Below are 23,068 nucleotides of genomic sequence, written 5' to 3'. Positions count from 1 at the left end.
AATGGCCAGGTTATTTTGTAACCGCCCACCTCTGTTGGCGTGATTTTTTTACTCTTTTTTATTGACTCCTGGCTGGGACTCACTATAGTAGCAAATCCATAGTAATGATTACTATTGTTTAACTTTAACTAAAGAGGTGAAGAACATGCAAAAATGGGAATGTCCTTGTGGGTACATTTATGATCCGGCAACTGGTGATGAAGACAACGGTGTGGCTCCTGGAACCGCTTGGGAAGATGTCCCGGAAGACTGGGTCTGCCCGATGTGCGGAGCCGAAAAAGAATCTTTTTCTAAAATAGACTGATTTGTCAGTTCGGACTCATTGCAGGACCCTTTTACAGGGCGTAAGGTACCTGAGAAATTCTTTTTTGTAAGATTCATTTTTTAGGTATTCTGTTTCATAGAGAGCTACGGCATATTTATTCAGGTAATCAAAATATGCCGTGGCTCTTTTTTTCCTTTCATTGTTATGCGCGGCTAAATAGTTTCACTCGCCTGAAATACGCCGTAAAAAACACACGTAGAGGAGCACTATCATGAGCCTTTTAGTCACCCGCCCGGCACCTGACTTCACAGCTACTGCAGTTTTACCCGACAACTCGTTCAAAGACGATTTCAGTCTTGCCGATTTCCGTGGCAAGTATGTGTTGTTATTCTTCTATCCTCTTAATTTTACCTTTGTCTGTCCATCTGAAATTCTCGCCTTCAACAAAGCGGTCAAGGAGTTTGAAGACCATAATTGCCAACTTATCGGTATTTCTATCGATTCGGCCTTTTCCCATCTGGCCTGGAAAAACACCAAGGTAAATGATGGCGGCATCGGCAATATTCAATACCCTCTCGTCGCGGATCTCGACAAATCCATTTCAAAATCCTACGACGTACTCCTCGATCAAGGTATCGCTCTGCGGGGACTCTTTCTTATTGATCGGGAGGGCATTGTTCGCCACCAGGTAGTCAATGATCTGCCGCTCGGCAGAAATGTCAATGAGGCCTTACGCATCCTGCACGCCCTGCAGTTTACCGAGAAACATGGCGAGGTTTGTCCGGCAAACTGGAATAAGGGAGAGGAAGCAATGCAACCGACGGCGGAAGGTGTAGCCAAATATCTCAGTAATCACCACTGATTACCTCCATTCGACAGCAAGGCACCAGGGGTGGAAAAGCTGCACTTGTTTCTCCACCCCTGGCTAAAGAAAATCGCCTGAACCGCTGAGCCTATCCAATCCGATCATACAGCGCAGCATTGTAGCCGACATAAAAGACATTGCCGATTTTCAGGGTAGGCGCCCGAAGATTACCCGTTGGCCCGGTAATCTTTTTCAACAGGGCATCCTTATTGGCGGTTGACGGAGAAAAATCTATACACTTCTGGCCGCTGGCGACATGCACTGTGTCGGCACCGGCGATCACCTTCCACGCCTCCTCTCCAGTATAGGTTTGATTTTTCGCATTCACTTCCGTCCCAATCGAGATGTTTTTTTCCGCAAAGGCCATCCAGGCTTTTTTACAGGAAGCTCATCCTTTACGCATATAAGCCCAATCAATGTTCATTATTACCTCCCCTTCTTATTTCCCATACCAGGGTTCTTTAATTGTCACTGTTCACGGGAAACTGAAAAAACTGTCTCTCCCCGAACTATTAAGGTTTTACCTTAAACTCTCCATTCAACCACCTGCATCTATGTCAAAGCCCGGCCGGCGGCAAGCGTTGCCATATGGACAAACAGAGCCAGGTTCAAAACAATAAACAGCCGTCGATAATCGCTCATTTTTCGTATCGCCAGACCATAAAAAAACGCACCAGGTAACAGGCACGCATTGCCGATGATTATGGCACGAAAGAACCAGCCAAGAGGAAAAGGCAGGATAAGGAACATAAGCATAACCGTCACCAGGGCGCCGATCCAGGTGGCAAAAAAACGTTTCAAACTGTCTTCTCGAAACTGTTTGAGAAAATTTGGCAGATCGCTCCCGGCATAATCTTCTTTAAAGGTAAGCTGGACCAGCCAGAAATGCGGTACCTGCCACAAGACAAAAAGAACAATCAGTAAGGCCGCAGTAAATCCGACGGCCTTCCCACCACCGCCAAGCCAGCCGATATAAGGCGGCAAGGCCCCGCAGATCGCCCCCGGAATAATAGCGAGGATCGTCTTCTTTTTTAGCGGGGTATAGACAGCATTATACAAAAAAACTGCACAGACGGCGACCAGCGGCGGTAAAAGAGTCCGGCCTGCGGTAAAGAGGATCCCCAGGCCGATGAACAACAGCACCAGGGCCTGCATACCTGCCTCGGCTGGAGTAAGCAACCCCTGCGGCATGGGTCTGTTTCTTGTTCTCCCCAGTTGACCATCCAGTCGATATTCCTGCAGGCTGTTCAGCGTTGCCGCGCCTGCGGCAATGACAAAAATGCCACAGCCGGCGAAAAACGTCCGTGGCGTTACAACGGGATCTGCCAAAATATAACCAAAAACCGTGGAGCAACCTACAAGTAGGCAGAGCGGTACTTTGGCCAGGCCGTATCTTCTTTTTATAGCTGGTAAAAAACTTAACACAAAGCGGGGGAAGATAAGGTGTCCATGACAGGGAGTCCCTTTACTCCTGCAGCCAGCTCTGGAATTCTGCTTCAGGGACAATTCTCAGCTTGGCGACCATGGCCGAATGATCTACTCCACAATACTCGGTACACTCAATATCGTATTCCCCAAGCTCGTCGGCAGAGAACCAGGTATAGGTCGACATCCCTTTCACCGCATCAACTTTAATGCGAAAGGCCGGGACAAAAAAGCTGTGCAGTACATCAAGAGAGGTGATGTTCAGCTTGATTGCCCTGCCCAGGGGAACTACCAGTTCATTCTCGGTTTCCTTGTCATTGTCATAGACGAAGATCCACGAATACTGCTGGGCCAGGACCTCTATCTCCATTGCGTCATCGGGAACCGTGCGCAGTCCAAGATACGCCGACCAGCCGATGTAAAACATGGAAAGTGCTATCAGCGTCGGGACAATCGTCCAGATAATTTCCAGAGGGTAATTATCTCGAATATCAGCGGCGACAGGGTGTTTGCTTCGTCTGTACCTGACGACGAAATAGACCATCACAGTGGTGATACCGAACAGCAGCACGACGGATATTCCGAGTATATACCAAAATGCCTGATCAACGCCTTGTACCGGGGTCATAGAATTCTCCACCTGTTATCGGTATGCCACATCCCAGAAGGTAAAACCGATCAAAACAACCAGCACCAGTACCGTACTGATGAAAGAAATATTGATAACTCGACCCTCATATTTGAGATGCATAAAAAAGAGCAGAACAAAGGTCACCTTGGTGCAGGCAATGGCCAGCGCAATGGGAATATTGAAGAATCCCACATCGATGTAGGAGACCCCGACGGTAACCCCGGTCAGCACCAGAAGAATCGCCAGAACCATCCCGAGTTGCGTAAAGCTGAGCACATGTTGTTTGTCTTGATTCTCCATGTTCAATCTCCAAAACTGATCCGGATTACAATACCAGGTAAAATAAAGGGAACACAAAAATCCAGATAAGGTCTACCAGATGCCAGTAAAGACCGGAGTTGTCGAGCATGGAGAAACTGGAGGCAGTCACTCTACCGTTCAGGACAAAAATGAGACTGACGGTGAGCAGCACCATGCCGATAATGACATGCAGCCCGTGCAGGCCGGTGATAACATAATAGAGGCCAAAAAATATATTCACCCCAGGTTCTCCGGCAACAAGGGTTTCGGAGTTGGGATAAATGTCATGATGAATCTTCGCACCCCATTCAAAATATTTATTCACCAGGAAGACAACACCGCAAAAAATTGAGAAAAAGAGTAAACCGACCGCCTGCTTTTTGGCGTTTCGCTGTAGAGCGGTAATGGAGGCGGCCACAGTGAAACTGGATATGAGCAGAACGATGGTATTGATCGCCCCGATTACCCGGTTCAATTCCTTGCCACCCTCGGCAAAGAACTCGGGATACCGGTGCAGATACGCCGCATAGAGGACAAAAAGTCCGCCGAAAAGGATAATTTCCGAATAGAGAAACAGCCACATCCCAAGTTTAATACCAGCTCTATCTATCTGAGAACTCATTATAAGTATCCTTATCTGCCACTCTTTGGCAGGCGTTCAGTTACCTTGGTAAAATCATATGGGTAGTCCTCTATGTGCGGCTTTTTTATGAAATTGTGTACCGGCGGCGGCGATGGGACCGTCCACTCCAGGGTCGTTGCCCCCCAGGGATCAGCAGGTGCGGGAACCCGCTGTTTGAAACTCAGCAGCAGATTTACAAACATCGTCACCATGCCGATAATAAGCAGATACCCGCCAAATCCGGCAAGGAAGTTGCCGGTTTCATACTGGGGAAGATAGTCATAATATCTTCGGGGCATGCCCTGCATGCCGAGAATGAGCATCGGGACATAATGGAAAACAAAGCCTACGCCGGTCAGGACCGCGCCGATATACGCCGGTTTAAACCGATACATGACGCCAAACATCTTCGGCCACCAGAAATGCATCGCCGCAAAAAAAGCAAAGCCTGTCCCGCCGAACATGACAAAGTGAAAATGGGCCACAACAAATTGCGTATCATGCACATGAATATTCGTTCCGGCCGCCCCCAGAACCAGACCGGTCAATCCACCTATGCTGAAGAGATAGATGAAAATGAGCGACAGGAGGAGCGGCGGCGTCATTTCAATAGACCCTTTATACATGGTCGAGACCCAGGAGAAGACCTTAACTGCCGACGGAATAGCGACAAGATAGGTCAGCAGAGAGAAGACAAAAACGGACACGTCGCTCATACCGCTGGTAAACATGTGGTGTGCCCAAACCAGCGAGCCGGCGATTGCAATGGCCATCGATGACCAGACGATTGCCTTATAACCAAAGATGGCTTTTCGGGAAAAAACCGGGATAATCTCTGAAATCACCCCCATACCCGGTAAAATCATCACATAAACGGCAGGATGGGAATACATCCAGAACAGATGCTGATACAGTAAGGGATCTCCGCCTTTATCCGGGTCAAAAAGTCCAATATTCAAAAACCTCTCCAAGACAATCAGCACGAAGGTAATGGAAATCACCGGAGTTGCCAGGATCTGTACCCAGGCTGTGGCGTACAGCGACCAGGTAAAGAGCGGTATCTGCATCAAACCCATGGTTTTGTCGCGCATGCGGTGAAAGGTGGTGACAAAATTCAAACCGGTCAACATCGACGACATACCGAGAATAAATGCCGCCGTGACGGTTAGACCGACGTTGGCACTGTTCTGCACACTAAAGGGCACATAGAAAGTCCAGCCGGTATCAGGAAATCCGTCGCCGACAAACAAAGAAATGATGGCGAACAATCCGCCAAACATAAAAAGGTACCAGCTGAAAAGATTGAGACGCGGGAAAAAAACGTCATCGGTGCCGAGTTGTATCGGCAGGAAAAAATTGCCGAAAATAGCAGGGATGCCGGGAATAACAAAAAGAAAGATCATTATTACCCCATGCAGGGTAAAGGTCGCGTTATAGGCCTCGGCCCCCATAATAGTCCGACCCTGAGTCATCAGCTCAGTTCTCAGCAGGAGACCAAGAAACATGGCGAGTACGAACCAGAAGCTCACCGCAGCAAAATACATGATACCCAGCCGCTTATGGTCATGGGTCAACAGCCAGGACATTATTCCCGTACGCCCAGGCGGTGACGAATTATGATAGAAAGATTGCGTTGCAGTCATATGGATATCCTGTCTGTTAATGCTGCATGGTAACGGCTCGGCCATCATCGACATCCTACGGCCGTTTTCGTTTAAAATAGCTAAAAACAAAGATTACGACTATGACAAAAAACAGCATCACACCTATTTTTACGCGCTGGAACACAGATTTATTGGTATCCGGATCGTAATTGAAGCAGAATGCGAGAAGCCTTTTCACCGAAAGTGACGGCCTGCCGCTTGTTGCATCGGCAAGCCCCATGTCTATATCCCCAGCCAAAAAGGATCCATAGACGTAGCGGATGATTTTCCCGTCTTTTGCTATGGTCATCAGCGCGGCAGGATGAATAAAAGTCTGATCATCAATTTTTTTAAATCGAAAACCCACAGCGTCCATTGCCGTGTTAATCGCCTGTGGGCTGCCGGTGAGAAAACGCCAGGCATGGGGGGGGAAATCCTCCCCGACAATTTTCAAATAATTCTTTTTTGCCCGAGCAGCATCTGTCGCGCTTTCCGCTTCATTAAAACTGAGAGCGATTACCCGATAGTCTTTTTCCGGCTGAAAACTAAGATTGCCAAGGGCAATGGCCAGGTTAGCAAGATTTTTGCTGCAGATATTCGGGCAATAAAAATAAATCGGGAGAAAGATTGTCGGCCGATCGATAATATCGCCGAGTCGCACACCATTTCCCTGTTCATCGACAAATTCCAAGTCCAATGGCAGATATTGCCCGGTCTTCTCCTCTATCCACTGAACTGAATCAGTCTTGCTGCCGGCCAGAACCTTCTTGCTCTGCTCTAGAAGTCCCGGGGCATTGTTTTCCGCTCTGGAATAACTGCCCATTTCCATCGCCATAAAGAGCATAACGACGTAGACGATGGTTTTTATCCAAGGTATCATGCACACATCCGCTTATTCCATTTTCTCCGATGCACCCGAGTTCAGGTTCACCTTCAGAGCGGTTCTGTATGTATGCTTGGCCAGAAAGCTGTCCCGGCCGGCTCCATAGGCTAAAAGAATGGTAGTATCGCCGTTCACATCAATTTTCGTATCGTTTTTATCACCTGACTGCAAAGGGATGGTAAACTCTATGGTCGTCATGCCGCCTGTTTCAGTGCCACCTACCAAGGTAACATCGCTGGAACCTCCGAGTTTCGTATCTGATTTATGGGCGTTGGCATCATAGCCAAAATCATCATCTAACCTCACTTTGCCATTTTTCACATAACCGAGGATAAAATTGGCCCCTTTCATCTCTTTTTCAGGATTAAATCCTATACCAACCCACCCTTCCGTCTCGGCAGCCATTTTGACAGCCAGTGTCTCCCCAACGACCTTCCAGGCAAAGGAAATTTTTTTATCTTGTACTTCATGGTCATATTCGGCTGCCTGAATATTCATTACGGTGGCGCAAAATATGACACTCATACTTAGAATCATTTTATGGACGCTTTTTATTTTCATAATTTCTCCTCTTGTTATACAAGTTTGTCAAGTCGGAAAGTTTTTTCAACCTATCGAATCAGGGAGCTGGGATCACGGCAAGCTGCGCTAGCTCATTGATGTGCATTTTTAGTTGATTAATTACTCTTTGCTCAGTTTGCAATTATTAGCATACTCTTTATGTTAAAAAAAGGTTCTGCAACTTATTATGATGCAACAGCAAATGGCAATGATTCTTTTTCATAAAAATTTTTTAAAATATTTGCCGACTCAACATTCTATGATTACCATAACGAATTGAAGTTCACTGAACACAGCTTCTTTTTGGTAGATCCACCTGAATTTGCTGCAAGCATTACAACTACATTGTAGCACTACGGGTTGTCACCAAGAGTCTGTCGTATTATAGCAAATTTTTCTCAGATCAAGGCATTTTTAAAAATTAAGCACAGCCATATAGTTAATATAGCGAGCATTAATTTTCAAAAATAACGAAGATATGGGAAAAGGGCATAATCCGACAGACTCCTCGACGGCAACTAAACCCTAATCATTATCACTGGAGGAAATAAATGGCCAAAAAATTGGGAATATACAAATGCGATGTCTGCGGTAATATCGTTGAAGTTCTTACTGCAGGTGGGGCGGAGTTGATGTGCTGTGGTCAGCAGATGACCATGCAAAACGAAAATACAACCGATGCCGCCGTTGAAAAGCACGTACCTGCCTTAGAAAAACGTGATGACGGTTGGCAGGTAAATATTGGTTCTGTAGATCATCCTATGACCGATGCCCATTTCATTGAATGGATCGAGCTCTCAGCCGGGGATGCCGTTTACCGGCAATTTCTCCACCCATCAGCCAAGCCGGCAGCTTTTTTCCCCATTAAAGCCGATGTTGTCACCGCCCGTGCCTATTGCAACCTGCACGGTCTCTGGAAGAAATAGTTAGTGTATCTCCTGTAGATGGCTTGTTAATCCCATCTACAGGAGATACAATTTGTGCAAAGCGCTTTACTCTCCTGCAGCGGTTTTTCCTTGTTTTCCTCAGAAGTTACTTTCTTGACAGGCCTTATCTTCAGGTATAATTTAATATCGAATTAGGTACTATACAATTCACCTGAAATATTCAATAGGAGAGACCCATGAACACAACGGCACACCGCATCGAAAAGGACAGTATGGGTGAGGTTCGGGTGCCCCTTGAAGCGTTTTATGGTGCTCAAACCCAGCGGGCTGTTGACAATTTCACCATTTCCCCCCAGACATTGCCCTGGAGTTTTATTGAAGCGGTTCTGATCATTAAAGCGGCAGCGGCGCGAAGCAATGGGGAGATCGGCATTCTTGCGCCGGAAAAGGCAGAACTCATCTGCAATGCGGTTGACGTTCTGCTCTCGACACAGCCGTTGGAGCAATTTCCGGTATCTGTTTTTCAGACCGGCTCGGGAACCAGCACGAACATGAACGTCAACGAGGTCATTGTCGGCCTGGTTCGCAAAAAAGGTGTCGAACTCTCACCAAACGATGATGTAAATCTCTGCCAGAGCAGCAACGATGTCATCCCCAGCGCTCTTCAAGTGTCAGCAGTATGGGCAACTAGAAGAGCACTCGTCCCCGCTCTGAAGTCGCTCGCGGCAATTATCCGCACGTTCGGAACGGAAAACAGTGACGTGATCAAAACAGCCCGCACCCATCTGATGGACGCCCTGCCAATTCGACTGCAAGCCGAACTGGAGGGCTGGTCGGTACAGATCGATGAATGTCTCGAGCGTATCGAATCAGCTCTACCGAGATTAAGTCGTCTTCCGCTCGGTGGGACAGCCGTCGGCAGCGGGGTTAACTGTCATCCGAATTTTTCCGCCAAGGCAATTGCCCATATTAACAGCACCACTGCACTCGTTTTCACGCAGACACCGTCATTCTATAAGGGCCTCAGCAATCTTGATACCGTCGTCGAATTCTCCGGCCACCTTAAAACCTGTGCGATTTCGCTGAACAAGATTGCAAGCGACCTGAGATGGATGAATTCAGGGCCCTTGACCGGACTTGCCGAAATAAAACTCCCCGCCCTGCAACCCGGCTCAAGCATCATGCCGGCCAAGGTCAATCCGGTTATCCCGGAAGCTGTCTGCATGGCAACGGCCCAGGTAATAGGCAATGACACAACGATCAATCTTGCCGGCATGGGAGGCAATTTTCAGCTCAATACCATGCTGCCGCTCGCGGCGGCCAATATTCTTCAGTCAATTGACCTTCTCACGGGGAGTGCGAGCGTGCTTGGTGAAAAAGCCATCAAAAACATGTCGGTGAACCGCCAAGTTTTTGCGCAAGCCCTTTCACGCAACCCTATCCTGGTGACCGCACTCAATCCCGTAGTCGGCTATCTGAAAGCCGCGGAAATCGGCAAGATTGCTCAAAATGAAAACAGACCGGTTTTTGACGTAGCCTTAGAACAGACGGATATTCCCGAGGAAGAGCTGCAGCGGTTGCTGGATCCGAAAAATTTAGCAGACGGTGGGGGCAACAAGTAACACGACTATCAGAGCATCAACGTCTGGGGATATTTGCACATTCTTTGCAACCGGCTTGTCTGGCGCAGCCAGGCTCCTGGACTCGGCACTGGCAAGTGCAACGGTTGTCACGCCTTACGCCCAGATTTTGCGATAAAAGCAGGCCATTCGTTTGCAGGCCAGATTATTGAGTTGCTTAAGGTAGTCAAAGGCGACCCAGTAATTCATCTTTGATTTGCCGTAATCACGATCTCTGAATTCGATAGGAATTTCAGTTACCCGCATCTCTTTACCGTACTCGGCCAGCAGAGCCAGACCTATCTTAAAGCCTGGGACGGAATCGGACAACTCGGCCAGTCTCCGCCGCTCTACCGCAAAAAAACCAGCCAGCGGGTCTTTCACTTCACAGAAAAAAAGCGCAGGCAAGGTGGCAATTCTTGAACAGAGTTTTCGTAAAAACGGCCAATCGGGCAGAGATCCGCCCGCGACGTATCTGCTGCCGATGACCATATCGTGCGTCCCATCAAGCAGTGGTTGCAGAAGTTGCGGAATGATCTCGGGAGGGTGACTGAGGTCTGCATCCATAACCAGGACGTAGGTCGAATCGGTATATCTGGCCCCGGCTATGACAGCCCCGGCAAGGCCGACATTGACGTCATGCTGCAGCAGGCGGACCGGCGCTCTTTGCTGCCAGTCAAGCACACGGGCGCAGGTTCCGTCCGTGGATGCCGAATCAACAAAGAGCACATCAAAATCAAGTTTGCTTGATCGTCTGACGTTGAAAATTCTCGTCAGCAACAGATCAATATTTTCCGCCTCATTGAGAGTGGGTACAATAATTGTAATTGTTCGCAAGACCAACTCCTCATTTCATTAAATGGAAAATGCACCCCGGCGTCAATCCACAAGCAACCATAATAGCGGAAATTCACTTTCCAGTACGCTGATTCGAAACCAGCATAGTTTACCATATCAATGTGATCATGCCTCAATTTTTTCCAGATGAAAGCCCCCCTCCCCTCCTCCAGTCTTCTGCCAGCCCGAACATTCACCTCCTTCTCTTGCTCAAAAAACACAGCGGTCCGCTAAGTCTTTTTGTGCAGTCTATTGATAACTTTGGCGAATATATTCACTTATTTTCATGTATTAACAGAATATTGTTCTTGACTTCATTGTTATAAAGAATATATTTACTGTTAAACAAGGAGGATATATGCTCGATGCGATCAGTCTCGAAATATTAAATATACTGCAAAAAAAGGCCCGTATTCCAAACGTCGAGGTTTCCCGGCAGGTTGGTCTGGCACCGTCGGCAGTCCTCGAACGGATTCGTAAAATGGAAAAACAGGGGATTATCGACGGCTACGAAGTCAGACTGAATCCAGAGCAATTCAACCGGGCCCAGGTTGCCTTCGTACACATCAAGACCAACCCGGCCATGTCGGATAAGGTCGGCAGCGAACTCTCCCTGATCCCCGAGATCCAGGAGGTTCACTTCGTCTCAGGAAGCGACTGCTATCTGGTAAAAATACGCAGTGCCGATACCACGGCACTTGGCCAGCTGCTGCAGGAAAAAATAACAACTATTGACGGCGTACTTTCCACCAGCACCGAAACGGTCTTAGCAACGGTCAAGGAAACCAGCCAGATACCACTGCCACTCACCATTAGCCAAACCACATAAGGAAGCAGTCCCATGCCAATGTCACAGTCCTATAAAACCCGACTTTTTCCTGTATTGGATAAAATTACCAGCCATTACGGGACACCTTTTCACATCTACGACGAGAAGGGTATCCGGCAGACAGGAGAGAACCTAAAAAAAGCCTTTGCCGGAATCGACTGTTTTCGCGAATACTATGCAGTAAAGGCCCTGCCCAATCCAAAAATCCTCTCGCTCATGAAAGACATGGGCTTCGGTTTTGATTGCAGTTCTATTGCCGAACTCCGTCTCAGTCGTCAGGTCGGTGGCCGAGGGGAGGATATTATGTTCACTTCCAACAACACCAGTGAACTCGATTTCATTGAGGCAGCCAAAGATGGCGGGTCGATTCTCAACCTCGATGATCTCAGCCTGCTGGCCAAGGTACCGGTACTGCCCGAGCTGATTAGCTTTCGCTACAATCCCGGTGCGAAGAGAAGCGGCAACGAGATTATCGGCAACCCGACCGAGGCCAAATACGGCGTGAGTGACGACCAGATCATTGACGCCTACCGCCAGGCAAAGTCCTTAGGCGTTCAGCGTTTCGGCATTCATACCATGCTCGCCTCCAATGAACTGAATCATGAATATATGGTACAGACCAGCCGAATGCTGCTGGAACTTATCGCCGATATCTCCGCTGAACTTGCTATCACCTTTGATTTCATCAACATCGGTGGCGGTCTTGGTATCCCCTACGAACCGGGCATTGCAGTATTAGACATTAAGGCCATGGGCAGTCAGATCACCGAAATCTTCAAGAGTTTCCGCGAACAGCATGGCTATGAACCGGCCCTCTACATGGAAAGCGGCCGTTTCATGACCGGTCCGCATGGTGTCCTCATCACTACAGCCATCAATCGAAAGGATATTTACCGCACCTATGTCGGGGTTGACGCCTCGATGAGCTGCCTGATGCGACCCGGCATGTATGGCGCTTATCATCATATCGATGTGCTTGGCAAGAATGGTACTGCTGAAACGGAAATTGTCGATGTCGTCGGCTCGCTCTGTGAAAACAACGACAAATTCGCGGTACAGCGCCGGTTGCCGAAGATCGAAGACGGCGACATCCTCGTCATTCAGGACACCGGTGCCCACGGGAGTGCCATGGGTTTCAACTATAACGGTAACCTGCGCCCGAAAGAGCTGCTTCTCACTGTTGACGGCAAGGTCGAACTCATCCGCCGGGCAGAACAGGTGGAGGATTATTTTGCCACCCTTGATTTCGAACCGGATCTGTTAACGCCGTAAAACCGTCGGTTATGACTGTGGCGCAACTACATTTTGATAAACGTGTAAAAGGTCGGATTTTCAGATGACCATTGATATAGACGTGTTTCTGGCTACCGTTGCCACTGCCGTTCGTAATAAACAGGTGCCGGTGGTCGATCTGATTGCGGTGCAGACCAGAGACCCCTTTAAGGTTCTGGTCGCGACGATTCTCTCCGCCAGGACCAAGGACGAAACCACGGCCAAGGCCTCGGCACGACTTTTTAAAGTAGCCCCGGACGTGGCTTCCCTCGCTGCCTTGCCGGAAGAAAAAATTGCCCGCCTGATTTATCCTGTCGGCTTCTACAACACCAAAGCCAAACACTTGGCCAAACTGCCGGACAGTCTAAAAATATTTGGCAACAAAGTACCGGATACCATTAAAGAGCTCATCACCTTGCCGGGTGTCGGCCGGAAAACAGCCAATCTGGTGGTCAGCGTCGCCTTCCAGAAACCGGCTATCTGCGTTGACACGCATGTGCACAGGATTTTCAATATATGGCAATATGTCGAGACGGATAGTCCCCTGAAAACGGAAATGGCTCTACGGGCAAGCCTGCCGGAAAAGCACTGGATTGGCGTAAACTCTCTCCTCGTTGCCTTTGGTCAGTCGATCTGCAGACCGCTTGGTCCCCATTGTGATATCTGCCCCTTAGAAAAGAAGTGCCCGCAGAAAGGGGTACGTCCCCGCAAGATACCCGGAGTTAAAATGGACAAGAACAGCACGTTGAAATTTGTTTCCTGGAATGTCAACGGCATCCGCGCCATTGAAAAAAAGGGCTTTGTCACGACACTGCCGGATTTCGACGCGGATGTTATCTGCCTGCAGGAGACCAAGGCCCAACCGGACCAACTCTCCGAAGAATTAAAAAATATTCCCGGCTACACGTCCTACTGGCACAGCGCCGAACGAAAAGGCTATTCCGGGGTGGCTTTCTACTCGCGGATCGAGCCGTCGGCCGTGCATTACGGCCTGGGCGACGCCGAATTTGACTGCGAAGGGAGAGTGCTGACCCTGGAATTCGATACCTTTTACCTGATAAACATCTATTTTCCCAACAGCGGTGAAAATTTAATACGACTTGACTACAAGCTGCGCTTCAATGCAAGGCTAACCGCTTTTGCCAAGGAACTTGAAGCAAAAAAGGCGGTGATATTGTGCGGCGACTTTAATGTCGCCCACAAGGAAATCGACCTGAAAAACCCGAAAAGCAACGTAAAAAATGCCGGTTTCACCCCGGAGGAACGTGCCTGGATGGACAGCTTCGTCGCCGCAGGTTACGTCGATACCTTTCGCATCTTCAACCAGGAACCGGAGCAATATACCTGGTGGAGCTACCGCTTCAGTGCCCGGGCCAATAACATCGGCTGGCGTATTGACTATTTTTGTGTCAGTGAAGGGGCGAAGACAAAGGTGAAAAGTGCCGCAATCCTGCAAGATATTTTAGGCTCAGATCATTGTCCGGTCGAGCTGCACTATCGCATTGATTAAAGGGAAATATCACCGGCAAGAAGCTCCGGCTGCCTGGCTCGGATATATTCGATGAGTTTTCTTGGCCCCGCCGGGAAGGCAAATTGATTGAGCTGATCCAAAAAAATCCATCGGGAATTGCAGGCTGATCGCAGCACGGGTTCAGTTTTTTCTCCCTCCAGGGTGCAGAGAAAACAGTGGAGAATTATTTTATGATGGGTGTACTGGTGCATAACCCTGGTAAGAGGCTTGACAAGTGCCACGGACAGCCCGGTGTCCTGTAAGATTTCCGAGACAACCTGCGCGCCAGGCTCCCCTGCGGCTATCTCTCCGCCGGGGAACTCCCATAATCCACCCCAGACATCACCGGCTTTACGCTGCTGAATAAAAACCTTCTCCTGCCACCTGATAAGGCCGGCCACCCTGTGCACGGTGATAATATTTTTTTTTGGTCCAAGCAGGGGTCGCTCGGCAACGGTTCCCGCATGCAGGGCCCGGCACGACGCGGCGACAGGGCATTTTGCGCAGTGAGGCTTTTTCGGTGTGCAGACCAGGCCGCCGAAATCCATCAATGCCTGGTTATACGCCCTGGCTTGCCCTTTCGGCAGGAGATTTTCGGCTATTTCGCTCAACCGCTTTTGTGTTTTTTGCTCTTTGACAGGAGTATCGATGTTAAAAAGCCGGGTATAGACCCGGGCGACATTGGCGTCTATCACCGGCACATCAAAATTACCCGCCACACTGGCAATCGCGGCCGCAGTATAGGGTCCGATGCCAGGTAAAGTCAAGAGCCGCTGGTACTCACAGGGAACCTCACCGCCAAATTCACCGACAATGACTTTTGCCGCCTTGTGCAGATTTCTCGCCCTGGCGTAGTAGCCGAGCCCTTCCCAGTATTTGAGAATTTCCTGTTCCTCCGCCGTTGCCACAGCCTGAACGTCGGAAAACCGCGAGATCCAGCGCAGGAAATAGGCGACCCCGCGATCCATCTGGGTCTGCTGCAGCATGATTTCGGAAATCCAGACATGATACGGATTGTAGGTGCGGCGCCAGGGGAGATCGCGGTTGATAATGCGAAACCATTGCAGCAGCGACTGGACAATTTCTGGACAGTCAGCGGCAGAGAGGACACTCTTCATCGATATTACATCCCCCAGCCGAGGTAGCGACCAACGGCGACCAGGCCCATACCGACCACCACCGTGGCACAGAGACTGTTCCATTTCCAGGCCACGGGAAAAGCAATAAGAGCCGCCCAGAAAAAGAGGTTGTCAAAAGCCAGATTTATGGAGTTTTCACGCACAAGTAGGGAAGGAACAAGCATTGCCGCCAAAACGGCGGGAGGGACCAGGCGCAGCCAGGAGGCAAAAATCGGCCGCAGAGTCTTGCCGCTCAAAAAAAGGGTGGGCAGTAGCCGGGGTAGGTAGGTGACAACCGCCATGCCGACGATTGTCCAGAGAATCAGCGTTTGATCCACAGCTCGACCCCCAAACCCAGGGTAGCCCCGGTAACTGTTGCGACTATAATATGAAACTGATGCCAGCCGGCAAGATAGAGCAAGGTGGCAATGCCCCCGGACAGAATTGCGGTAATGAGCTGCACCGGGGATTTACACTGCCCCACCAGCAGGCCGATAAACATAGCCGCCAGGGCATAGTCCAGCCCCAGGGGTTTTATATCCCCTATCAGGCCGGAGGCGATGATGCCTAAACCAGTGCCCAGCACCCAGGATGCCTGGGCGGTCATGTTGAGCGACAAAGCCTCCAGCCGGCAAGCACTCAGTTTTCCAGCCGCTGATGAATGGAGGGCAAAGGTTTCATCGGTCAGCTCAAAGGAAAAAAAAGCAAGATATCGCTTTTTCCAGCCGGCAAGATAGGGGGCAAGTGAGGCGGCCATCAACATATGGCGCAGATTGACGACAAAGGTGGTGAGGATTACCGCAGCGGGCCCGGTCCCGGCGGCAAACAGACCGACTGCGATAAATTGCGCCGAGCCGGCAAAAACAATCAGCGACATCAACAGGGTATTGGCTTCGGACAAGCCACTTTTCCCAGCCAGCACGCCATAGGCAAAACCAATGGGTATATAGCCGAGAACAATGGGCAAGGCCCTTTTGAACCCTGTCCAGCAGTGGACAGACGATGGAGACAATTGCCGACTTTTATCAACCTCGAGCAAATCGGGCAAAATCACATCCGCCGATACAGCTCAAGACACCGTTCACGGCTCATTTTTTTCTGCCAGTCCGGTCCCAAACAGTTTTCCCAAAGGGGTACCAGATTAAGGGCGGTGGTGACCATCAGTTCAAGGGCCTCCTCAGCCATATTGCTGGTGAGGTTTCTCGGCAGCGTTATCTGATGTTTGTCCATCATCCGCCTGAACTCGCGCACCCCTTCCGGGTAAATCTCTTCCAGATAATCGAAAGCGATGCAGCAACCGATACCGTGATGAATACCGAGCACATAAGAGAGTCCATACGACAGCGCGTGACAGGCTCCGACCTGGGAATAAGCGATACTCATCCCGCCGAAATAGGAGGCCATCATCAGCTTGTCGTCCTTTGCCGGATGATCTTCCAGAAAAACCTGTCGACACAGGTCGATAGACTTTTCACCATATGCCTTACTGAACTCATTGATGAAAGTACCCTGCAGGGACTCGACGTCGTGGATATAACAGTCCATACCGGTATAGAACCACTGGTCCTTCGGCACCCCGGCAAGGAGTTCGGGATCGAGCACGATCTGATGAAACAAGGTGTAGTCCGAATTTATGCCGAGTTTTTTCACCGGTCCGGTCAGGATGGTCGTCCGGGAGATTTCCGCCCCGGTCCCAGCCAAGGTAGGCACGGCTACATGGTAAACAGAGGGGTTGTTGATCAGATCCCAGCCCTGATAATCGGCTGACGACCCGGGATTGTTGAGCATCAGCGAAAGAGCCTTGGCTATATCCATGGTCGCCCCGCCGCCGATGCCGACGATACCGTCCGGTTTCACCCCGCTGTAGTCACGAATTTGCCGCACGAGGGCGTCTATATAACTGGTCTTCGGTTCATCATCGACATTGACCAGTAATTTCAGATCATTGCCCTGCAGGGGCAACCTGCCTTCGAGGGGTTTGCCGAAAAAGACATCGTCGAGAACAAAAACAAAATAGGAATCAGGAGTTATCCGATGCGGCTTGACGATATCACTCAGCTGATTGAACGAACCTCTACCAAACATTATATTCGGTACAATACTGAAATTTCTGAACATGCTCAGTTCCACTTGAAAAGTTTTAAAAAATCAAAAATACCTTTGCCCGGAATGGTGTACGAAGCGAAAGAGGTCTTGACACTCTCCTGCCGGCAGGTTTACAGGCCGATGACAAAACAGATCCGGTACCGGTGAACGTTTCACCTTCCCGTAACAAAGATTCGACTATAACTCAAGTACGATTTCCATTCATCTTTTTGTGTGTGTTTATTCGTTCCTGTCGGTAATTTTTCCACTGTTTATATTTGCAATAGCCGGTAGAATGGGCAACAGGCAAGAAAACATTGAAGGTTAACTAAGGTGCTAAGAGTAAGTCAAAGGTTCATATTTTCAAGATAGGAGCAGGAAGATTAAATGTCGGTTATCAGCGAAGACAGCGTATTTACCTCTCTGCAGCAGCATGGCCCACTGGCGGTCGAAGACAGTGTCTATTTGACCCAACCGTTCTCTTCCCATACCAGGAAATGGGTAAAAAATCTCTGCCGGGAGCGAATCAATATAACCAAATATCGTGCCCTTCGCAGCCAGATATTTGAATTTCTGGAAATTACCAGTTTTGCCCAGCTTAACGAACTTCTACAGCACCCGGAAACGCAAATAAATCGAAGCCATCGTGCCTGCTTACTGCTCGGCAATATGTTCGGCCTTAATGGATCATCCCGGGAAATCGAAGCCAGGGTGTACGAATATGCCCGCACCGCCGACGCGGTTGTCAACTCTCTAAAAGGAAAAATTTTAAAACCCTACGCCTCCTTTGTCGACACCACCAACGAAATTGAAGTGGCCAACGATCCGGTCACTCTCCTTCTCATTATGTTTAACGACAGGTACCATAAAAAGGCCCGGTTTGAGGCACGGCGTAAGCTGGTACTCATGAATCTGGCCGGGAGCATTGATCAACGGGAAAGGGAAACAGGCATCGAAGAAAAGTTTTCCAATTTTTTACATTTTCTCAACGATTACGTGTGGAGCAAAAACCTGAAAATTGGAGAACATGATATTGCATATCTATATTCACAGCACTCCGAGGAGACATTCTGCTGCAACAGCGTCAAGGTTCTTAACGAAAAACAAGCAAAAGAGGTTCAACTCGGCAAAGGGTCGAAGCTCACCCTGCTCAAACGCCGTCGTTTCTCCGCCGGATATCGAGAGATCCCCATCTATGTCTCGATCCGCAAGAAACCGCCCGAGGCGAAGGTCCTCAAATTGCTGCGAAAAAACCAAAAAAATCCAGCGGTAGCCGTCGATGACGAGCTTGGTCTTATGGCCGTTCTCGATTCCGTTGCCGACATAAAAACATTTCAGACGCACCTGACGCGGTCGGCATCAAAAGCCAACAGCTTCATGGTCCTGGAAGACATTTCCGACACCTTGACCGGATCTACTGCATACAGAACAACAGCGACCGGGTCGAGCTCAAAAACTGAGATGCTGAAGTTTTTTGCCCGGCTGGGCGGCATGCGGGTAGAATTTATTATCCACAACAACCGCTCATGGCTGAATTACATGTACAAAAAAGAGGTCTCCCACGATGAGTATGAGGTGAAACGGATTTTTGATTCGGGGGTTATGGAACTGCTGTTTCCCCAAGATATCTTTCGTCTGGATCTCGAGAAAATCCGCCACGACATGATTCGCCGGTTCCGAAAAAACATCGAAGAATAAGAGACACCTCCCCTCCGCACCGCACCACAGAAGCTCTCAGGGAGAGGTGATCGCCTTGAGATAAGACTGATATGTATCCTCGAGTGCTTCCCTGAAACTGAAGCGGGGTTGCCAGCCCAGGCTATTGATCCTCGAAGTATCGAGTAACTTTCGCGGCGTCCCGTCCGGCTGCTCGGTGTCGTAAACCGTCTCTCCGGCATAGCCGACCAGTTCGGCAATGCATGAGGCGGTCTCCCGGATGGTCAGGTCTTGTCCCGTCCCAACATTTAAAAAGGATGGATTCTCATCGCCAAAGTGCCCTTGATCGAGATGCATTACATGGATACAGGCGGCCGCCATATCGTCGACATGGAGAAATTCCCGGCGCGGTGCACCGGTGCCCCAGAGAATAACCTTCGGTATATGGTCCTTACTGAGACTGTTCGTGTCGGCTCTATAGCCCAGAGCCTGCCTGATATTTTCCGGTATCAGGCCGTAGCGTGCCTCGTCTGCCATGATTGCCGCAACATTGCCATCCATGGCCAGTTTGGCCAGATGATACTTACGCAGCATGGCAGGAATAACATGACTGTTTTGCAGATGGTAATTATCCTCCGGACCGAAGAGATTCGTCGGCATGACGGAGCGATAACAGGTACCGTACTGCCGATTATAGGCTTCACACATTTTGATCCCGGCAATCTTGGCGATGGCATAGGGCTCGTTGGTCGACTCTAGAGTGCCGGTGAGAAGGTAATCCTCTTTTATCGGTTGCGGCGCCAGTTTGGGATAGATGCATGAGCTGCCGAGAAACAGGAGGTTCTGCACCCCGGCTTTAAACGCCTGATGAATGACATTAGTCTCTATCATCAGGTTGATATAGATAAATTCCGCCGGATAAACGCTGTTGGCATGGATGCCGCCGACTTTGGCTGCGGCCAGAACTACCCTGTCCACCTTCACAGTCTGGAAAAATCTGCCAACCGCCGCCTGATCTGTCAGATCGAGTTCGGCATGCGACCGGGTAATGATATTTTTACAGCCTAGTCTCTTCAGCTGCCGAACGATAGCCGAACCAACCATGCCGCGGTGCCCGGCAACAAAAATTTTTTCATCAGCAATCATGTGCATGACAGTTTTATTCGTGATGGTTGAGAATGGTAAAGCCTTCGCTCTTGCAGAGTTCGTCTCTTTTGGCCTGTACCAGATCGGAACGCATCATTTCAACTACCAGCTCGGAGAAGGTCGTCTTCGGTACCCAGCCGAGTTTCTCCTTGGCCTTCCGAGGATCACCGAGCAGGGTCTCAACCTCGGTTGGCCGGAAATACCTCGGATCGACCCGAACAATGACATCATTAACCTTCATTTGCTGCACGGCTTTCCCGGCGGAAATGTGATCGATAATGCCGATTTCATCGACACCGGTTCCAGTCCAGCGTAAGCGTATGCCGATTTCTGTCGCGGCGGCGTTGACAAAATCCCGCACGGAGTGCTGTTCTCCGGTAGCAATAACAAAATCTTCAGGTTTATCCTGCTGCAGCATCAACCACTGCATCTGCACATAGTCGCGGGCATGTCCCCAGTCGCGCCTGGCATCCAGGTTTCCAAGATGCAGACAATCCTGCAAGCCGAGATAAATTCTCGCCAAAGCCCGGGTAATCTTGCGGGTGACAAAAGTTTCTCCTCTCAGGGGCGACTCGTGGTTAAAAAGGATGCCATTGCAGGCGTACATGTTGTATGCTTCCCGATAGTTGACGACAATCCAGTAGGCATACATCTTGGCCACCGCATAGGGCGAACGCGGATAAAAAGGCGTTGTCTCAGTTTGCGGCGTTTCCTGGACCTTGCCAAAGAGTTCCGAGGTGGAAGCCTGGTAGAATTTCGTTTTTTCCGTCAAGCCGAGGATTCGAATCGCCTCGAGAACCCGAAGCGTTCCCAAGGCGTCCGAATTGGCGGTGTATTCCGGTTCTTCAAAGGAGACCGCAACATGCGACTGGGCGGCAAGATTGTAGATCTCGTCCGGCAGCACCTTGCCGATGATGTGAATAAGACTGGAAGAATCGGTCAGATCACCATGATGGAGAATAAATTTTCGGTCACCTACATGAGGATCCTGGTAAAGATGGTCAATACGATCCGTGTTAAAAAGAGACGCCCGCCTCTTTATGCCGTGTACTTCGTAGCCTTTTTTGAGAAGGAACTCTGCCAGATACGCTCCATCCTGCCCGGTTATGCCGGTAATGAGGGCTTTTTTCATCTCTTCACACTCTCTTCTCTGTTATTTTTGTCCCGGGAAACGGGAAATAGGCCAAGACTCTTTTTACTCCCCCGGGTACTATAATTCATATGATTTTTTTAACCGATCGTCCTCGACCAATGCCGTAATAGGCCAGTCCCATGGCTTCTACACGGCCGGGATCATACAGATTTCTACCATCAAAAATCACTTTATCAGACAGTTCTTCGGACATTTTCTTAAAATCAGGCACCCGAAAGCTCTTCCATTCGGTAACAATAACCAGGGCATCGGCTCCGTGCAGGGCGGCTTCTTTGGTGCCCATCAAGGTAAAATTGTCTCTGGTTCCATAAATCCGCTGGGCCTCTTCCATCGCCTCGGGATCATATGCCTGTATCCTGGCGCCTGCTTGCCACAAAGCTTCTATCAACACCCGGCTGGAGGCTTCGCGCATGTCATCAGTGTTCGGTTTAAAGGCAAGCCCCCACAAGGCGATAGTTTTTCCGGAGATATCGTTGTTATAAAAAGAATTCACATGCTCAAAGAGCTTTTCTTTCTGTTTATAATTAACACTCTCAACCGCCCGGAGGATTTTAGCTTCATAGCCGATATCGTTTGCCGCCCGTTCAAGCGCCTGCACATCTTTGGGAAAGCAGGAACCACCATAGCCGCAGCCGGGATAAATAAACTGGTAGCCAATACGAGAGTCCGACCCTATTCCCCGTCTGACCTGTTCGATATCCACACCCATTCGTTCCGCCAGGTTGGACATCTCATTCATAAAGGAAATTTTTGTCGCGAGCAGACAGTTGGCCGCATATTTAGTGAACTCGGCACTGCGCACGTCCATAAGCATAATTTTATCGCGATTTCTGCTAAACGGCTCATAGAGCTCACGAATCCTCTCTTCAACAAGATCACTGTCAGTACCGACAATAATTCTCTCCGGCCGCATACAGTCATCAAGAGCGGAGCCTTCTTTCAAAAACTCGGGATTGGATGCCACATGAAAGGCAAGATCGACATTTCTTCTTTTGAGAACACCGGCCATATGCGCCCTGACCTTATCGGCGGTACCTACGGGAACGGTGGACTTATTGATGACGATTTTGCTCTCCTGCATATGCGTGGCGATCATGCCGGCCACCGCAAGTACATACTTTAGATCGGCACTGCCGTCTTCATCGGGGGGAGTGCCGACTGCGATAAACTGAAGTTCGGCATGGTTAATGCCCCTTTCAGCATCGGTGGTGAAATCAATACGCTTTTTTTCATAATTGACCTGCACCAGGTCCGACAATCCCGGTTCGAAAATAGGAATGTCGCCATCCTTCAAGCTTTCGATCTTCTTTTCATCTACATCCACACAACATACATTATGTCCAACATCAGCAAGCACCACCGCCTGCACCAACCCGACATAACCAACTCCAAAAACAGTTACATTCATGACTTCCTCTACCAAGTAAAAAAACGAAAAGTTGACCGAAAATTCTCTCAAGACAAAATCGGTCAGCATAATATCATGAAATGAAAACTAATCAAGCCTAACCACCATGAAGAAATAATTTATGAACGTAGGCTGTCTGCCGGCCAGGTGTTCGATTACTCTTTGCAGATTGCGCAATTACTCCTCCGCACAAAACCTTTTGTCATTGGCTTGTAGTTTATGTATAATGCAGCCAGGGCGAGCACTTTAAAAACGGCTCTCGTTTGATAAAACAATAATTCCCTCAATGACAAAAAACCTCTTGACGGCCCAGCGTCGATCAAGTAGTTTGCCGCGGACTTTGCGGAACACTA

At 49.3% G+C, this 23,068-nt stretch carries 23 protein-coding genes and 1 pseudogene; 8 read left to right on the top strand and 16 right to left on the bottom strand.

What is annotated here, in order from left to right; translation table 11 throughout:
• Positions 1-145: 145 nt before the first annotated feature.
• Positions 146-304, top strand: coding sequence for a rubredoxin (locus ACYQ8U_RS07105; protein ID WP_459944838.1), 159 nt, complete (start codon positions 146-148; stop codon positions 302-304).
• A 232-nt stretch (positions 305-536) separates the two neighbouring features.
• Positions 537-1,127 carry a peroxiredoxin gene (locus tag ACYQ8U_RS07100; RefSeq protein ID WP_459944837.1) on the top strand — a complete coding sequence of 197 codons (591 nt, stop codon included), beginning with the start codon at positions 537-539 and terminating at the stop codon, positions 1,125-1,127.
• Between the two features lie 91 nt (positions 1,128-1,218).
• Here ACYQ8U_RS07100 and ACYQ8U_RS07095 read toward each other — a convergent pair.
• From ACYQ8U_RS07095 to ACYQ8U_RS07060, 8 genes and pseudogenes are all read right to left on the bottom strand, one after another.
• Positions 1,219-1,503: pseudogene (locus tag ACYQ8U_RS07095) on the bottom strand (hypothetical protein); the annotation flags it as partial.
• Positions 1,504-1,682: 179 nt separating this feature from the next.
• Positions 1,683-2,555, bottom strand: coding sequence for a protoheme IX farnesyltransferase (locus ACYQ8U_RS07090; protein WP_459944836.1), 873 nt, complete (start codon positions 2,553-2,555; stop codon positions 1,683-1,685).
• A gap of 40 nt (positions 2,556-2,595) precedes the next feature.
• On the bottom strand, positions 2,596-3,183 hold the full coding sequence (coxB, locus tag ACYQ8U_RS07085; RefSeq protein WP_459944835.1) for a cytochrome c oxidase subunit II: 588 nt from the start codon (positions 3,181-3,183) through the stop codon (positions 2,596-2,598).
• A 15-nt stretch (positions 3,184-3,198) separates the two neighbouring features.
• The gene (locus tag ACYQ8U_RS07080; protein ID WP_459944834.1) at positions 3,199-3,486 is read right to left on the bottom strand and encodes a cytochrome C oxidase subunit IV family protein; all 288 of its coding nucleotides are present in this window, start codon (positions 3,484-3,486) and stop codon (positions 3,199-3,201) included.
• Between the two features lie 25 nt (positions 3,487-3,511).
• Entirely contained in the window at positions 3,512-4,108 is a 597-nt protein-coding gene (locus ACYQ8U_RS07075) for a cytochrome c oxidase subunit 3 family protein (RefSeq protein WP_459944833.1), read from the bottom strand.
• Positions 4,109-4,119: 11 nt separating this feature from the next.
• Positions 4,120-5,751, bottom strand: coding sequence for a cytochrome c oxidase subunit I (locus ACYQ8U_RS07070; protein WP_459944832.1), 1,632 nt, complete (start codon positions 5,749-5,751; stop codon positions 4,120-4,122).
• A 55-nt stretch (positions 5,752-5,806) separates the two neighbouring features.
• Positions 5,807-6,631 (bottom strand): SCO family protein, encoded by an 825-nt coding sequence (locus tag ACYQ8U_RS07065; protein ID WP_459944831.1) that lies wholly within the window; start codon positions 6,629-6,631, stop codon positions 5,807-5,809.
• A 12-nt stretch (positions 6,632-6,643) separates the two neighbouring features.
• Positions 6,644-7,195, bottom strand: coding sequence for a DOMON domain-containing protein (locus ACYQ8U_RS07060; RefSeq protein WP_459944830.1), 552 nt, complete (start codon positions 7,193-7,195; stop codon positions 6,644-6,646).
• A 551-nt stretch (positions 7,196-7,746) separates the two neighbouring features.
• Here ACYQ8U_RS07060 and ACYQ8U_RS07055 point away from each other — a divergent pair.
• Both ACYQ8U_RS07055 and ACYQ8U_RS07050 read left to right on the top strand, forming a co-directional pair.
• A complete protein-coding gene (locus ACYQ8U_RS07055; protein WP_459944829.1) occupies positions 7,747-8,121 on the top strand; it encodes a desulfoferrodoxin in 375 nt (124 codons plus the stop codon).
• A 197-nt stretch (positions 8,122-8,318) separates the two neighbouring features.
• The gene (locus tag ACYQ8U_RS07050) at positions 8,319-9,704 is read left to right on the top strand and encodes a class II fumarate hydratase (protein ID WP_459944828.1); all 1,386 of its coding nucleotides are present in this window, start codon (positions 8,319-8,321) and stop codon (positions 9,702-9,704) included.
• Between the two features lie 114 nt (positions 9,705-9,818).
• On the opposite strand, the gene ACYQ8U_RS07045 is transcribed toward ACYQ8U_RS07050, so the two are convergent.
• Entirely contained in the window at positions 9,819-10,538 is a 720-nt protein-coding gene (locus ACYQ8U_RS07045) for a polyprenol monophosphomannose synthase (RefSeq protein WP_459944827.1), read from the bottom strand.
• Positions 10,539-10,896: 358 nt separating this feature from the next.
• Between ACYQ8U_RS07045 and ACYQ8U_RS07040 the strand changes: the two genes are divergently transcribed.
• The 3 genes from ACYQ8U_RS07040 (at position 10,897) to ACYQ8U_RS07030 (ending at position 14,149) form a co-directional block, all read left to right on the top strand.
• Entirely contained in the window at positions 10,897-11,367 is a 471-nt protein-coding gene (locus ACYQ8U_RS07040) for an Lrp/AsnC family transcriptional regulator (RefSeq protein WP_459944826.1), read from the top strand.
• 12 nt (positions 11,368-11,379) lie between these two features.
• The gene (locus tag ACYQ8U_RS07035; protein ID WP_459944825.1) at positions 11,380-12,639 is read left to right on the top strand and encodes a diaminopimelate decarboxylase; all 1,260 of its coding nucleotides are present in this window, start codon (positions 11,380-11,382) and stop codon (positions 12,637-12,639) included.
• A 64-nt stretch (positions 12,640-12,703) separates the two neighbouring features.
• Entirely contained in the window at positions 12,704-14,149 is a 1,446-nt protein-coding gene (locus ACYQ8U_RS07030) for an exodeoxyribonuclease III (protein WP_459944824.1), read from the top strand.
• Here the strand turns inward: ACYQ8U_RS07030 and mutY are convergent.
• The 4 genes from mutY to ACYQ8U_RS07010 are packed head-to-tail and all read right to left on the bottom strand — an operon-like array spanning position 14,146 to position 17,385.
• Positions 14,146-15,267 (bottom strand): A/G-specific adenine glycosylase, encoded by a 1,122-nt coding sequence (gene mutY / locus ACYQ8U_RS07025; RefSeq protein ID WP_459944823.1) that lies wholly within the window; start codon positions 15,265-15,267, stop codon positions 14,146-14,148. The genes ACYQ8U_RS07030 and mutY overlap by 4 nt on opposite strands.
• 5 nt (positions 15,268-15,272) lie before the next feature.
• Positions 15,273-15,605 carry an AzlD domain-containing protein gene (locus ACYQ8U_RS07020; RefSeq protein WP_459944822.1) on the bottom strand — a complete coding sequence of 111 codons (333 nt, stop codon included), beginning with the start codon at positions 15,603-15,605 and terminating at the stop codon, positions 15,273-15,275.
• Positions 15,590-16,315, bottom strand: coding sequence for an AzlC family ABC transporter permease (locus ACYQ8U_RS07015; RefSeq protein ID WP_459944821.1), 726 nt, complete (start codon positions 16,313-16,315; stop codon positions 15,590-15,592). The genes ACYQ8U_RS07020 and ACYQ8U_RS07015 overlap by 16 nt, the downstream gene beginning before the upstream one ends.
• A gap of 2 nt (positions 16,316-16,317) precedes the next feature.
• On the bottom strand, positions 16,318-17,385 hold the full coding sequence (locus ACYQ8U_RS07010) for an iron-containing alcohol dehydrogenase family protein (RefSeq protein ID WP_459944820.1): 1,068 nt from the start codon (positions 17,383-17,385) through the stop codon (positions 16,318-16,320).
• A gap of 354 nt (positions 17,386-17,739) precedes the next feature.
• Here ACYQ8U_RS07010 and ACYQ8U_RS07005 point away from each other — a divergent pair, with 354 nt between their 5' ends.
• Positions 17,740-19,050 carry a hypothetical protein gene (locus ACYQ8U_RS07005; protein ID WP_459944819.1) on the top strand — a complete coding sequence of 437 codons (1,311 nt, stop codon included), beginning with the start codon at positions 17,740-17,742 and terminating at the stop codon, positions 19,048-19,050.
• A 36-nt stretch (positions 19,051-19,086) separates the two neighbouring features.
• Here ACYQ8U_RS07005 and ACYQ8U_RS07000 read toward each other — a convergent pair whose 3' ends face one another.
• From ACYQ8U_RS07000 to ACYQ8U_RS06990, 3 genes are all read right to left on the bottom strand, one after another.
• Complete coding sequence (locus tag ACYQ8U_RS07000) at positions 19,087-20,154, bottom strand: GDP-L-fucose synthase family protein (RefSeq protein WP_459945014.1); 1,068 nt, start codon at positions 20,152-20,154, stop codon at positions 19,087-19,089.
• 13 nt (positions 20,155-20,167) lie between these two features.
• Positions 20,168-21,286 carry a GDP-mannose 4,6-dehydratase gene (gene gmd, locus ACYQ8U_RS06995; protein ID WP_459944818.1) on the bottom strand — a complete coding sequence of 373 codons (1,119 nt, stop codon included), beginning with the start codon at positions 21,284-21,286 and terminating at the stop codon, positions 20,168-20,170.
• Between the two features lie 85 nt (positions 21,287-21,371).
• Complete coding sequence (locus ACYQ8U_RS06990; protein ID WP_459944817.1) at positions 21,372-22,715, bottom strand: UDP-glucose dehydrogenase family protein; 1,344 nt, start codon at positions 22,713-22,715, stop codon at positions 21,372-21,374.
• Between the last annotated feature and the right edge of the window lie 353 nt (positions 22,716-23,068).

It is taken from the genome of Desulfocastanea catecholica, assembly GCF_054657295.1.
This window is presented reverse-complemented; position numbering and strand designations above follow the sequence as displayed.

Excerpts from the sequence above, each read along its gene's own strand:
- ACYQ8U_RS07105 (WP_459944838.1), top strand. The coding sequence starts at position 146 with ATGCAAAAATGGGAATGTCCTTGTGGGTACATTTATGATCCGGCAACT.
- ACYQ8U_RS07100 (WP_459944837.1), top strand. The coding sequence starts at position 537 with ATGAGCCTTTTAGTCACCCGCCCGGCACCTGACTTCACAGCTACTGCA.
- coxB (WP_459944835.1), bottom strand. The coding sequence starts at position 3,183 with ATGACCCCGGTACAAGGCGTTGATCAGGCATTTTGGTATATACTCGGA.
- ACYQ8U_RS07080 (WP_459944834.1), bottom strand. The coding sequence starts at position 3,486 with ATGGAGAATCAAGACAAACAACATGTGCTCAGCTTTACGCAACTCGGG.
- ACYQ8U_RS07075 (WP_459944833.1), bottom strand. The coding sequence starts at position 4,108 with ATGAGTTCTCAGATAGATAGAGCTGGTATTAAACTTGGGATGTGGCTG.
- ACYQ8U_RS07070 (WP_459944832.1), bottom strand. The coding sequence starts at position 5,751 with ATGACTGCAACGCAATCTTTCTATCATAATTCGTCACCGCCTGGGCGT.
- ACYQ8U_RS07065 (WP_459944831.1), bottom strand. The coding sequence starts at position 6,631 with ATGATACCTTGGATAAAAACCATCGTCTACGTCGTTATGCTCTTTATG.
- ACYQ8U_RS07060 (WP_459944830.1), bottom strand. The coding sequence starts at position 7,195 with ATGAAAATAAAAAGCGTCCATAAAATGATTCTAAGTATGAGTGTCATA.
- ACYQ8U_RS07055 (WP_459944829.1), top strand. The coding sequence starts at position 7,747 with ATGGCCAAAAAATTGGGAATATACAAATGCGATGTCTGCGGTAATATC.
- ACYQ8U_RS07050 (WP_459944828.1), top strand. The coding sequence starts at position 8,319 with ATGAACACAACGGCACACCGCATCGAAAAGGACAGTATGGGTGAGGTT.
- ACYQ8U_RS07040 (WP_459944826.1), top strand. The coding sequence starts at position 10,897 with ATGCTCGATGCGATCAGTCTCGAAATATTAAATATACTGCAAAAAAAG.
- ACYQ8U_RS07035 (WP_459944825.1), top strand. The coding sequence starts at position 11,380 with ATGCCAATGTCACAGTCCTATAAAACCCGACTTTTTCCTGTATTGGAT.
- ACYQ8U_RS07030 (WP_459944824.1), top strand. The coding sequence starts at position 12,704 with ATGACCATTGATATAGACGTGTTTCTGGCTACCGTTGCCACTGCCGTT.
- mutY (WP_459944823.1), bottom strand. The coding sequence starts at position 15,267 with ATGAAGAGTGTCCTCTCTGCCGCTGACTGTCCAGAAATTGTCCAGTCG.
- ACYQ8U_RS07010 (WP_459944820.1), bottom strand. The coding sequence starts at position 17,385 with ATGTTCAGAAATTTCAGTATTGTACCGAATATAATGTTTGGTAGAGGT.
- ACYQ8U_RS07005 (WP_459944819.1), top strand. The coding sequence starts at position 17,740 with ATGTCGGTTATCAGCGAAGACAGCGTATTTACCTCTCTGCAGCAGCAT.
- ACYQ8U_RS07000 (WP_459945014.1), bottom strand. The coding sequence starts at position 20,154 with ATGATTGCTGATGAAAAAATTTTTGTTGCCGGGCACCGCGGCATGGTT.
- gmd (WP_459944818.1), bottom strand. The coding sequence starts at position 21,286 with ATGAAAAAAGCCCTCATTACCGGCATAACCGGGCAGGATGGAGCGTAT.
- ACYQ8U_RS06990 (WP_459944817.1), bottom strand. The coding sequence starts at position 22,715 with ATGAATGTAACTGTTTTTGGAGTTGGTTATGTCGGGTTGGTGCAGGCG.